The organism is Janthinobacterium sp. GW823-FHT03B06, from assembly GCF_058796955.1.
On the sequence record NZ_JBXAJE010000001.1, the window covers coordinates 447,611 to 459,141 of the forward strand.

Genomic DNA, 11,531 nt, shown 5'->3' on the forward strand with positions numbered 1-11,531 from the left:
CGATCCAAGGTGCAGCCTATGCGGCCCCCTGCAGCGCCTCGTTGTTCAGCCAGGTGCCCAGCGCCGTGGCCGTCATGGGGCGGGCGAACAGAAAGCCTTGCGCCATCGGGCAGCCCAGCGCCTGCAAAATCTGTGCTTGCCGCTCGTCTTCCACGCCTTCGGCGATCACGGCCAGGCCCAGGTTGCGGCCCAGTTGGATGACCATTTCCGCGATGCTGCTGCCGCGCGCCGATCCCGTGATCTCGGTGACGAAGGCGCGGTCGATCTTCAGGCGGTCGACCTGCAGGCGCTGCAAATAGGACAGCGAGGAAAAGCCCGTGCCGAAGTCGTCAATGGCGATGCTCACGCCCGTCTGCTTGATCTGCCACAGCATCTTGATCAATAAGTCCGGCTCTTCCATGGCCATCGATTCCGTGATTTCCAGCTCGATGAATTCAGGCGGCGCCTGCGTTTCTTCCAGCGCCGCGCGCAGCATTTCTAGGAACAGCGGGTGGCGAAACTGCACTTGCGACACGTTGACGGACATGACGAAATTGCGGTGGCCCTGCTCGCGCAGCAGCACCAGTTCGCGGCAGGCCGTGCGCAGCACCCATTCGCCGAGGTCGATGATGATGCCCGAATACTCGGCGATCGGGATGAAGCGGTCGGGCGAGATGAACTTGCCGTCCGGCGTCTGCCAGCGCAGCAACGCTTCGGCGCCCACGGGCCGGCGCGTGGTCAGGTCGATTTGCGGCTGGTACACGACAAACAGCTGGTCCTGGCTGAAAGCCGTGCGCAGCGCGTGCATCATGCGCACCCGTTCGCGGATTTCGATGCCCATGCTGCGCGAAAAATAGAAGTGCCCGGCGCGCTGCTGGCTTTTTGCCCGTTTCAGCGCGATGTCGGCATCCTTCAGTGCATCGGCGCCCGTGCCCGCATGTTCGCCCAGGCGCACCAGGCCCAAGGTGGCTGACAGCTGCACGTCCTGGCCATCGATGCAGAACGGCGGCTGGAACAGGGCCAGGATATTGCCTGGGTTGACTTGGGACGAGTCGCCCAGCACGCAAAAGATATCGCCGCCCAGGCGCGCCACCGTCAGCTGCGGCCCCAGCTGGGTTTGCAAGCGACCTGCCACGGCGATCAGCAGCGTATCGCCGAACTGGTGTCCCAGCGCGTCGTTGGTTTCGGCAAAGTGGTCGAGGTCGACCAGCGACAACGTGGCGTCGTCGCGCGCGGGGCCGGCCAGGGTGGCGTCGAGAATTTCCACCAGGCGCGTGCGGTTCGGCAGCTTCGACAACTGGTCGTAGAAGGCGGCGTTGTGCAGGTGCGATACCAGCTCGACGTTGTCCAGGCCCACGGCGACGTTGCTGCAGAATACTTCCAGCAGGCTTTCATCGATGGCGGAAAGGGGGCGCGGCAGCATGAGGTAGGCGGCCGCGTCGCGGCCGGCCTTGCCCGCGAAGTACAGCGTGGCGTAGTCGTGTGCGTAGACATTGCGCCGCTGCGCCAGCGTGTGCTCGATGGCGGCCATCACGCGCGGGTTTTGCAGGCCGCACAGGGCGCTGTGCGGCAGGCTGGAAAAGCTGCCCGTGCAGGCCGAAACGAGCAGCTCCTTGCTGCCATTGTCCTGCAAGTCCTGCACGCACAGCACGCCGTCGGCCCGGGTGCCCAGCAGGTCGGCGATCTGCGCCAGCACGCCGGCCGAGAAATTCTGCACGCCATGCAGCGCCATCAGCTGCGTGCTGGCGTGGACGATACGGTCCAGGCCGCGCCGGCTGCTGTTGATTGAACGGATCTGCTCGTACGAGCGGATGGCGGCCGTCACCGTCGTAAACAGCTTGATGCGCGTCAGTTCGGACTTGGTCTTGTAGTCGTTGATGTCGAAATCGCGGATGGCGTCGATTTCCGGCGCATAGCCGGGCTGGCCCGTGCGCAGGATGATGCGCACGTCCGTCATTTTCAGCGTTTCGCGGATGTAGCGCACCAGGTGCAGGCCCGCGTCATCCTGTTCCATGACCACGTCGAGCAGGATGACGGCGATGTCGTCTTCATGCTTGAGCAGTTCGCGCGCCTGGCCGGCCGAATACGCATGCACGAATTCCAGCGGGCGGTGCTGCATTTCCAGATTGCCCAGGGCGAATGTGGTGGTGGAGTGGACGTCTTCATCGTCGTCGATGATCATCACCCGCCAGACGCTGCGCTGTGCGACGGCCAGCGACGCCGCTGGTTGCTCATCGAGGAATACCAGGTCGTCGTGATCGTCCTTGTTGGCGTCAAGGGGGATGATCGGTGCGGGCATGTATAGCTTCTCCAGGATGACTCAATACGGAACGTGAGCACATCAGAAATGTCCATGGCGTTGTTGTACTGCCTCGCCGTACTCGCGTACTGTCTTCGGCAGTACGCCTAGCCCTGGGCATTTCTGATGCACTCTGGAACAACGAAAAACAGCACTCAACTATCGTTGCGTTGCCTCGCCGTACTTGCGTACTGTCTTCGGCAACGACGCCTGGCCCTGGGCATTTTGTGACGTGCTCTCGGCGCAGCCTAAATCCGGGTTGGCGTTCAGTATTGTGTGCCGCGCTCTGATCCAAGTATATAGCTATTTAATAAGCAAAATGTTTTTTTAAGTCTATTCTGTAGGGCAATATTTCTTGCATTGCATGATTGCGACGCTTATTTGGTATTTTTTATGCGAAAAAATAGCGCGGGATTTTAAAATGGCGGTTTGGGGCGGGGCGAAAGGCGCGGCGGGAGGGCGGGTGGCGGGTAAATATCGGGCAGTGGCCTGGCATTAGCGGCATGGCATGCCCCGCAGGCTGGTAGAATTGAGTTTTCCAGTCCTCACCACTTCCTACTATGTCCGGCAATTCTTTTGGCAAGCTGTTTACTGTTACCACTTTCGGCGAATCGCACGGTCCGGCCATCGGCTGCGTGATCGATGGCTGCCCGCCGGGCTTGATCCTGTCGGAAGCCGATATCCAGCCCGAGCTGGACCGCCGCAAGCCGGGCACTTCGCGCCACGTGACGCAGCGCCAGGAATCGGATACCGTGGAAATCCTCTCCGGCGTGTACCAGGGCGTGACGACGGGTACGCCCATCGCGCTGCTGATCCGCAATGAAGACCAGCGCAGCAAGGACTACGGCAATATCGCGGAAAGCTTCCGCCCCGGCCACGCCGACTACACCTACTGGCATAAATACGGCGTGCGCGATCCGCGCGGGGGCGGGCGCTCGTCGGCGCGCCTGACGGCACCCGTCGTGGGCGCGGCGGCGATTGCCAAGAAATGGCTGCTGCAGCAGTACGGCACCACGTTCAAGGGCTGTATGAGCCAGCTGGGCGATATTCCCGTGCCGTTCCAGTCTTGGGAGCACGTGCATGCGAACCCGTTCTTTGCCGCCAGCGGCGACGCGGACCTGATCGCGCGCATGGAAGCGGCGATGGACCAGCTGCGCCGCGACGGCGATTCCATCGGCGCGCGCATCGACGTGATCGCGCAAAACGTGCCGGTCGGCCTGGGCCAGCCCATCTACGACAAGCTCGACGCCGACATCGCCTATGCCATGATGGGCATCAATGCCGTCAAGGGCGTGGAAATCGGCGCCGGTTTCGATTCGGTGGCGCAAAAGGGTTCCGAGCACGGCGACGAACTGACGCCGGAAGGCTTTATCGGCAATAACGCCGGCGGCGTACTGGGCGGTATCTCGACGGGACAGGACATCAGCGTGTCGATCGCCATCAAGCCGACGTCGTCGATCCGCACGCCGCGCCGCTCGATCGATAAAGAGGGCAATCCCGTGATGGTGGAAACGTTCGGCCGCCACGACCCCTGCGTGGGCATCCGCGCCACGCCGATCGCCGAAGCCATGCTGGCGCTGGTGCTGATCGACCACGCCCTGATGCACCGCGCTCAATGCGGCGATGTCAGCGTGAATACGCCGAAGCTGAAGTAAATTGAATGTTGTCGGATGACGGGCCTGCGGCCCTGATCCGACCTACGACCTGGATGGTCGTTTTCTCGTTTAACAACGACGCTTGCGACACCTGACAAAACCGTAGCGAGCGGAAGGGAGAGGTGGCTGAGAAGCGCAACCGTACTCTGGTACGGTGAGCATCGCAGGCCGCCTATACCGACGCGCAGTAGGTTTGGTCAGGTGTTCTCATGCTACCTTGTTCGCCACCAGTTCCAATTGATGGCGCATCTCCACCGACTGCACCAATAACGCCCGGATATCGTTGATCAGGTTGAATTCCGTCTGATTCAATTGGATCGGCGGGAAGCTGTCGTCCCAGTCGCCATATAAAAATCCCGTGGGGTGGCCGTTGGCCGACAGCGGCAGCACGACGAAGCTGCGCGCTTCCGACAGGGTCGTCTTCCACCATTGCGGCAGTTTGGCTGCGAATTTCGGGTCGCGCGCGTTGTCGATGAAGATCACGCGGTCGCTATTGAGGGCCGCATGGAAGACGTTCGGCTCATACGCGTCGCCAAACACCATCAAATCCTGCAGGTCCGCCATGCCTTCGCCCAAGCTGATGCGCGCCGAATACAAATGGTCCCTGTGGTTGCGCACGAACGCCACCGAGCGCGAAAAATCGAAGCCCTGGTGCAGCGTTTCGAGCGCCATCGAGACCATCTGTCCCGGGCTGGCGCTGCCGATGGCGCCGCGCAGGTCGGCCAGGCCGCCGATCAACACGCGATTGCCTTCGGCGCGCATGCGCGTCGAGGCCAGCTGGCGCGCGCGCCGTTCGGCCGGTTTCGACAGCGGTGCGATCGACAGGTCGGCCGCCGCCATCGCCTTGGCCTTGTCCACCGCCACCACCAGATCGGTCGCGGTGATGCCCAGGGTGCCCGCATAATCGTCGATCAGCGCATGCACCTGCGCCGCGCCGGCCGCATCGTCATGCCACAGCGAGTCGGCGCAGCGCGCCGCCATCGTCGACAGGCCCGCCATCCAGTCGGCGCCGCTGACGGGGGAGTTGTCCGGCGACGGGTCCATCGGACGCATGCCGTTGATCAGGTGCTGCGGCAAGCCCCAGTGGGCGGCCGTGGCATAGCCCACTTCGGGCAGCGACAGGCCGAGGATTTCGCGCGCGGCGGCAGCTTCGTTGCCGGGACCCGCATGCGCCTGCATGCGCGCCCAGAAATCCGTCATGTAGAACGTCACCATCATGCGGCCCAGGGTGTGCAGCATGGAGCAGACGACGGCTTGCTCCGCCTGCAGGCTGCCGGCGCTGGTGGCCACCTGCTGCGCCACCATCCCGGCCAGCACGGCTTTTTCCATTTCCACGTGGGCACTGACGGAATCGGGCGACGCCTGCGACAGCTCCTCGATCAGCTTCAGGCCCAGCGCCAGGTGGCCGATGGCGTCGATGCCGAGCACCAGCACGGCCTTCGAGACCGTGTTGACGCGCTGGCCGAAGGCCGAATACATGCCGCTGTTGGCCAGCCTGAGCACCTTGTGCGTGAGGACAGGGTCGGACAGCACCGTTTGCGTGATGTCGAATTCGTGGTCATCCTCGCCGCGCATGGCGCCCAGGATGGCGCTGATGGCTTTCGCGAAGCCGGGCATGTCGCCTTGCTGTCGCGTGCGCGCCCACAGCAGGTCCAGGGTGTTTTTGCCGAGCTGTGTCGGTACCGTGAAATGACCTGGATTCATTGCACCCCTCCGCGCGGTTCATTGGCAGACGGCGCAGGCACCAGCGCCGCATAGGTTTTGTCGCTCAAGGCCGATAGCGCGGCATGGGCCGGCATCGGCTTGCCCGTCAGGTAGCCTTGCACGTACTGGCAGCCGCGCGACTCGATGAAGTGCATCTGCTCCTCGGTTTCCACGCCCTCGGCCACGACGGACAAATTCAAATGCTTGGCCAGGTCGAGAATGGTGTTGCAGATGGCCGCATCCTTGCTCGATTCGGGCAAGTCCTTGATGAAGGTGCGGTCGATCTTCAGCACGGAAATGGGGAAGCGCTTCAGATACGCGAGCGAGGAGTAGCCGGTGCCGAAATCGTCGATGGCGATGCGCGCGCGGCGCTCCGTCATCTTGACGAGGATGGTTTCCGCATGCACGGGGTCGATCATCAGCGTGCCTTCCGTGATTTCCAGCACCAGGTGTTCGCCGGAGAGTCCCGAAAACGCGATGGCTTCATCGAGCACGTCGAGGAATTTATCGTTGCGGAACTGGCGCGGGCTGATGTTGACGGAGATGTACAACGGCCGTTTGGCCACTTCCTGGAACTGCTTGAGCTGCACGCAGGCCGCCTTCAACGCCCAGGCGCCGAGCAGGTTGATCAGGCCATTGGCTTCCGCAATCGGGATGAAGCGCACGGGCGGCACCAGGCCCAGTGTCGGATGCTTCCAGCGCATCAGGGTTTCGAAGCCCTGGATCTGGCGCGTGTGCGCGTCGACGATGGGCTGGTAAAACAGCAGGAATTCGCCTTCGCGCACGGCGTGGAACATGGCCGCTTCCAGCGAAATATCGTGTTCCGACGGGCCGTTCAGGCGCGGGCTGTAGACCAGGCAGCGGGCCTTGCCCGTTTCCTTGGCGCGCGACATGGCCGCATCGGCCAGCGCCACCAGGCGCACTTCATCCTCCGCGTGCAGCGGATAGATCGATACGCCGACGGAGGCGCCCACGTAGATCGTGTGGCCATCGACTTCGAACGGCGCCTGCAGGGTGGCCAGCAGGCGGCCCGTCACGAGCTTGATCTGGGCGTCGGTGGCGCTGCCAGGCAGCACGGCGACGAATTCGTCGCCGCCCACGCGCGCCAGGGTGTCGCTGTCGCGCAGGGTCTTGCGCAGGCGCGCGGCGGCCAGGCGCAGTACGGCGTCGCCGACGGGGTGGCCCAGGCCATCGTTGACCTTTTTAAAACCATCGAGGCCGATGGTGGCGACGGAAAAGCCCTGGCCCGAACGGGCGGCCTGGGCGATCACCATGCGGATGCGGTCCGACAGCAGCAGGCGGTTCGGCAGACCCGTGAGCGCATCGTGCGTGGCCATGTGGCGCAGCCGTTCTTCCGTGTTGTGCTGGGCCGACGTGTCGCGCCCGACCACCAGCAATTCGGCCACGCCGGCCGCGTTCATATAAGACGACAGGCGCAGCTCGAACCAGATTTCCTGGTCCGGCGCTTGCAGGCGCACTTCCAGGCGGCCCGGCTCTTCCAGCGCGTCTTCCAGCGCCGCCTGCAGCGCCGCGCGCGACGCTTCGGTGGCCAGCGGCAGCAGCAAATGGCCGGACAGGCCCGAGGGCGCGCCGAACAGGGTGGCCGCGCGCTTGCTGGCGAACAGGATCAGGCCGTCCGTATCGAGCCGGAACACGACGTCGCCTGCCTCTTCCATGAGGTTGTCCAACTCGTGGCGGGCCTCGCGGTGGGCGGCGGATGGGGTACTGGAAAACATCGTGCTGGCTTTTACCTTTTTATTATCAGTGCCGGCGCTCGCTGCAGGGCAGGGCGCCAACGGAAACAGTGCATCGTGCGTGACGCGCGCCATAGGGGCCGGAAGGGCGGCTATCGGAACGCGATCCACACGAAATGTATCATTGAAAAGCATTCGATTACATGAAATAAAGCAACATTGCTTCAGGTTTTGTAAATATTCCTGCCTTCCATGAAAAAAATCATGCCGCGCGACACACATGGGTATTTTCATTCCACGTGGAAACATTTATCTGCGCTTGCTTCCCCTGGCGCGCTTGCCCCGCCTTGCGCTTTGCGCTAGTCTGGCTGGCAGACGGTGTTGACGGCGCGCCCGCGGCAGGCAAGGGCGCCATGATAACAAATCGCGGGAGACCCCCATGAATGCTTTTGATACGCATGAAGTTTTCAACCAGGCCACGCCGTTTGAAAACGTCAACCTGTTTGCCTGCGACCCGGCGCTGATCGAAGCGCTGCTGCGAGAAGGCGGCGGCGCGGCGCTGCAGGAGCTCGACGCGCTGGGCGACAAGCTGGGCCGGGCCGAGACGTATGCGCTGGCGCGTCTGGCTAATATCCACACGCCCGAACTGCAGCAGTTCGACCGGTCCGGCCGGCGCATCGACGAAGTGCTGTTCCATCCGGCCTGGCATGAACTGATGGGCATCCTCGTGGGCGCCGGCGCGCACGCGTCGCCCTGGGCCTCGCCCGGCCCCGGCGCCCAGGTGGCGCGCGCGGCCGCCTATCTATTAGTGGGGCAAGTGGAAAACGGCACGCAGTGTCCCGTGACGATGACGTATGCCTCGGTGCCGGCCCTGCGCCAGGCGCAGGATCTGCCGCAGATCGCGCAACGCTGGCTGCCGAAAATCCTGTCGCGCGAATACGATCCCCGCTCCTTGCCCGTGGAACAAAAACGGGGCGCCCTGGTCGGCATGGGCATGACGGAAAAACAGGGCGGCTCGGACGTGCGCAGCAATACCACGCGCGCCGTGCCCGTGCCGCCGGACGAGGCGCAAGCGCTGTTCGGTACAGAGGCAGGGGGCGCCTGGCGCATCGTCGGCCACAAATGGTTTTTCTCGGCGCCCCAGTGCGACGCGCATCTGATCCTGGCGCAGGCGGACGAGGGCGGACTGTCGTGTTTCTTTTTGCCCCGCTACCTGCCCGACGGCAGCCGCAACGCCATCCGCGTGCAGCGCCTGAAAGACAAACTGGGCAACCGCTCGAACGCCTCGTCGGAGGTGGAGTTCACCAATGCCTACGGCTGGCTCGTGGGGCAGCCGGGGCGCGGCATTCCCACCATCCTGGAGATGGCCAGCCATACGCGCCTCGATTGCGTGCTGGGCAGCACCGGCATCATGCGCGCCGCCTTGACGCAGGCGCTGCACCATGCGCGCCAGCGGGCCGTGTTCGGCAAGCCGCTGGCCGAGCAGCCGCTGATGCAAAACGTGCTGGCCGACCTCGCGCTCGAGTCGGAAGCTGCCACGGCTTTTGCGCTGCGCCTGGCCCGCTGTTTCGATGAAAAGGACGATGCAGGGCAGGCGATGCTGGCGCGCGTGCTCACGCCGGCCGGCAAGTACTGGATCTGCAAGCGGGGGCCAGGCTTTGGCGCGGAAGCCATGGAAGTGCTGGGCGGCACGGGCTATGTGGAAGAGGCGCCGCTGGCGCGCCTGTACCGCGAACTGCCCGTCAACTCGATCTGGGAAGGCTCGGGCAACGTCATGTGCCTCGATGTCTTGCGCGCCTTCGGCAAGTCGCCTGCCGCGCGCGACGCCCTGGCGGCCGAGCTGGCGCTGGCCGGCGATGATGACGCTTCCTTTGTGGCCTGCCGCGCGCGCCTGCTGGCCGACCTGGATGGAGCGCAAACGGATGAATTTGGCGCGCGGCAATTGTCCGAGCGCATCGTGCTGGCCGTGCAGGCGGCCTTGCTGCTGCGCCATGCGCCACCGTTCGTTGCGCAAGCCTTCCTGCAGTCGAGGCTGGTGCAGGCGCCGGGCGGGGCGTATGGCCGCTTGCCGGCGGGCACCGATTGCGCGGCCATCCTGGCGCGCGCGCTGCGCGAGTATTGATTTCAATAAATCCGAATATTTCGAAAATTCCGGCCACAGGCGGGCTGCGGACTGGGATAATGCTGCAATCCATGATTTTATCGACACACAGCGCGCTTGCGGTGCATGCTTGCCGCCGCGCCAGAGAGTAGAGAAAGAAAAACAATATGAAACAAGACCCACGCTTCCCGAATTTGTTCATTACCGATCACCCGTTGATCCAGCACAAACTGAGCCACATGCGCGAGCACGACACGTCGACGCGCACCTTTCGCGAATTGCTCAAGGAAATCACTTTGCTGATGGGCTATGAAATCACGCGCGATCTGCCGCTGACCACGCGCGAAATCAAGACCCCGCTGGTGACCATCGATGCGCCCGTCATCGCCGGCAAGAAACTGGCCATCGTGCCCATCCTGCGCGCAGGCATCGGCATGAGCGATGGCTTGCTGAACCTGGTGCCGTCGGCGCGCGTGGGCCATATCGGCGTGTACCGCGACCCGGCCACGCACATGCCCGTGGAATACCTGGTGCGCCTGCCGGACCTGAACGAGCGCACTTTCATCCTGTGCGACCCGATGGTGGCGACCGGCAATTCGGCCGTGTATGCCGTCGATGTGCTGAAAAAACGGGGCGTGACGGACGAGCAGATCATCTTCCTGGCCCTGGTGGCCGCACCGGAAGGCGTGACCGTGTTCCAGAACGCGCACCCGAACGTCAAGATGTTCTGCGCCGCGCTCGACTCGCACCTGGATGACCACGCCTACATCGTGCCGGGCCTGGGCGACGCCGGCGACCGTATCTTCGGCACCAAGTAAGTCATTCAGGCGAGTATTGCGATGGCAACCTTGATCGATCCGGATTTCCGCACGCGTTTGCGTGCGTTGAACGAAAAGTATGCGGCCAGCGTGCCGGCCCTGATGCAGGCGATTGCGCAGGCAAGCGGCCGCTGCGACAGCGAAGGCGCCCGTCTGGAACCGTTGACGGAGCTGCACCGCGCGCTGCACGCGGTGGCCGGCTCGGCCGCCACCTTCGGCTTTGCCGCGCTGGGCCAGGAATGCCGGCGCATCGAACAGCTGGTGCGCGCCATGCTCAATACCCCAGCGCAAGCGGTGGCGGAATGGCCCGCCTTGCGGGCGCAAGTGACGGCGCTACTGGACTGGGCCGGACGTGATGCGGCCGCCACCCATTTCACCGCGTGAGAGACAGCACTACAGAGATGTGGTTGCAATGATTCATTTGATGCAACGCAAAGCACCCGCGTCGAAGATTAGGATATAGTGTCTCCATGCCGCTGGTAAAGGGCGCCGCAAGACGGGGATTTGGCTATTAAAGTAGTGTTCGCAAGTTTATTTTGCGAAAGAATGGTTTTTCTCAGTTTTGTTGGTATAATTGGGCATCGTTGGATTCGAGGTAGTAGTGCAGTTTGTCTGTCATTTCTTTCTTGCTTCAAACGATATAACGGGCGCAAGCCCAACTTAACTGAAATAGGAAATTGTAATGGCAACTGGCATCGTAAAATGGTTCAATGATTCGAAGGGTTTCGGCTTTATTACCCCTGACGAAGGCGGCGAAGATCTGTTCGCTCACTTCTCGGCTATCCAGTCGAACGGCTTCAAGTCCCTGCAAGAGAACCAACGCGTTTCTTTTGAAGTGACCGCTGGCCCTAAAGGCAAGCAAGCTTCGAACATTCAGCCAATCTAATACGCTGGATCAAACGAAATAAAGAAATCCTCGGTCTCCGAGGATTTTTTTTCGCCTGAATTTCCGTGAGGTATGGGTTTTTCGTGGGCTGCGCGCTCTTTTGGCGTGCTTGCGTCGCCGTGTAGGTCGGCTTAGCGCTTGCGCGTAAGCCGACAACGGCGGTGCTGGCGAGGTGCATGGGCTGGCGGTGTCTGCTTACGCTGCGCTAAGCCGACCTACGCCGACTTACGTCGACCTACGTCGACCTACGCTGACCGATGCCGGCCTGCGTCTGGTACGTCGCGGTGCGCAATCAAGCCGTTGCGAATACCTCTGATTTTTGGCCGGCATGCCTCGCCGGGCAGGCGGGTAGCTGGTAGGTCGGCTTAGCGCTTGCGCGTAAGCCGACAATGGCG

General features: G+C 62.9%; 8 protein-coding genes. 5 read left to right on the forward strand and 3 right to left on the reverse strand.

Annotated features, from left to right (window positions below; translation table 11 throughout):
* Positions 1–16: 16 nt before the first annotated feature.
* Positions 17–2,278 (reverse strand): putative bifunctional diguanylate cyclase/phosphodiesterase, encoded by a 2,262-nt coding sequence (locus AC1RBA_RS02035; protein ID WP_070291631.1) that lies wholly within the window; start codon positions 2,276–2,278, stop codon positions 17–19.
* Positions 2,279–2,838: 560 nt separating this feature from the next.
* Between AC1RBA_RS02035 and aroC the strand changes: the two genes are divergently transcribed.
* Positions 2,839–3,933, forward strand: coding sequence for a chorismate synthase (aroC, locus tag AC1RBA_RS02040; RefSeq protein WP_070224428.1), 1,095 nt, complete (start codon positions 2,839–2,841; stop codon positions 3,931–3,933).
* Positions 3,934–4,140: 207 nt separating this feature from the next.
* On the opposite strand, the gene AC1RBA_RS02045 is transcribed toward aroC, so the two are convergent.
* Positions 4,141–5,637: an HDOD domain-containing protein gene (locus tag AC1RBA_RS02045; protein WP_070224427.1), complete on the reverse strand. Its 1,497-nt coding sequence runs from the start codon at positions 5,635–5,637 to the stop codon at positions 4,141–4,143.
* Complete coding sequence (locus AC1RBA_RS02050; protein ID WP_070224478.1) at positions 5,634–7,373, reverse strand: putative bifunctional diguanylate cyclase/phosphodiesterase; 1,740 nt, start codon at positions 7,371–7,373, stop codon at positions 5,634–5,636. Before AC1RBA_RS02050 ends, AC1RBA_RS02045 begins: the two co-directional genes overlap by 4 nt.
* A 397-nt stretch (positions 7,374–7,770) precedes the next feature.
* On the opposite strand from AC1RBA_RS02050, the gene AC1RBA_RS02055 reads away from it, so the two are divergent.
* The 4 genes from AC1RBA_RS02055 to AC1RBA_RS02070 all read left to right on the forward strand — a co-directional run bounded on the left by AC1RBA_RS02055 (position 7,771) and on the right by AC1RBA_RS02070 (position 11,136).
* Positions 7,771–9,453 carry an isovaleryl-CoA dehydrogenase gene (locus AC1RBA_RS02055; RefSeq protein WP_492416295.1) on the forward strand — a complete coding sequence of 561 codons (1,683 nt, stop codon included), beginning with the start codon at positions 7,771–7,773 and terminating at the stop codon, positions 9,451–9,453.
* Between the two features lie 146 nt (positions 9,454–9,599).
* A complete protein-coding gene (gene upp / locus AC1RBA_RS02060) occupies positions 9,600–10,250 on the forward strand; it encodes a uracil phosphoribosyltransferase (RefSeq protein WP_046682928.1) in 651 nt (216 codons plus the stop codon).
* Between the two features lie 21 nt (positions 10,251–10,271).
* A complete protein-coding gene (locus AC1RBA_RS02065; RefSeq protein WP_070291633.1) occupies positions 10,272–10,634 on the forward strand; it encodes an Hpt domain-containing protein in 363 nt (120 codons plus the stop codon).
* 298 nt (positions 10,635–10,932) lie between these two features.
* Entirely contained in the window at positions 10,933–11,136 is a 204-nt protein-coding gene (locus AC1RBA_RS02070; RefSeq protein ID WP_010398811.1) for a cold-shock protein, read from the forward strand.
* The last annotated feature ends 395 nt before the right edge of the window (positions 11,137–11,531 follow it).

Excerpts from the sequence above, each read along its gene's own strand:
- AC1RBA_RS02035 (WP_070291631.1), bottom strand. The coding sequence starts at position 2,278 with ATGCCCGCACCGATCATCCCCCTTGACGCCAACAAGGACGATCACGAC.
- aroC (WP_070224428.1), top strand. The coding sequence starts at position 2,839 with ATGTCCGGCAATTCTTTTGGCAAGCTGTTTACTGTTACCACTTTCGGC.
- AC1RBA_RS02045 (WP_070224427.1), bottom strand. The coding sequence starts at position 5,637 with ATGAATCCAGGTCATTTCACGGTACCGACACAGCTCGGCAAAAACACC.
- AC1RBA_RS02050 (WP_070224478.1), bottom strand. The coding sequence starts at position 7,373 with ATGTTTTCCAGTACCCCATCCGCCGCCCACCGCGAGGCCCGCCACGAG.
- AC1RBA_RS02055 (WP_492416295.1), top strand. The coding sequence starts at position 7,771 with ATGAATGCTTTTGATACGCATGAAGTTTTCAACCAGGCCACGCCGTTT.
- upp (WP_046682928.1), top strand. The coding sequence starts at position 9,600 with ATGAAACAAGACCCACGCTTCCCGAATTTGTTCATTACCGATCACCCG.
- AC1RBA_RS02065 (WP_070291633.1), top strand. The coding sequence starts at position 10,272 with ATGGCAACCTTGATCGATCCGGATTTCCGCACGCGTTTGCGTGCGTTG.
- AC1RBA_RS02070 (WP_010398811.1), top strand. The coding sequence starts at position 10,933 with ATGGCAACTGGCATCGTAAAATGGTTCAATGATTCGAAGGGTTTCGGC.